The sequence below is a fragment of the Planktothrix paucivesiculata PCC 9631 genome, from assembly GCF_900009265.2.
Lineage (GTDB): Bacteria > Cyanobacteriota > Cyanobacteriia > Cyanobacteriales > Microcoleaceae > Planktothrix > Planktothrix paucivesiculata.
In genome coordinates this window covers 1-233 of the sequence record NZ_LR735142.1, presented here as the reverse complement: position 1 = coordinate 233, position 233 = coordinate 1, and the positions used below count along the sequence as shown (strand labels likewise).

Here is a 233-nt window from a genome sequence, read left to right as displayed (position 1 = left end):
GTTCCGCTCAAAAAAAACCGGCTGGTTGATGATACAGGAGGTCAAAAAAAATATCAGCCTATTGAACAGTTAATTTGGTCTGAAATTGAAGAAAAACAGGGAAAGCTAATCAAAATAAATAAATTCCCTAGAGATAAAAAAGTTAAACTATTTCGGGTAACTGTTTCTGCCAACAGAACGGAATATGTAGCTACAAATGATTTAAATCAGTCTTCAATAGATGAAGTCATCTC

Annotated in this window: 1 pseudogene; it reads left to right on the top strand. The window is 33.5% G+C overall.

What is annotated here, in order from left to right:
- A pseudogene (locus PL9631_RS25850) lies at positions 1 to 233 on the top strand (IS701 family transposase); the annotation flags it as partial.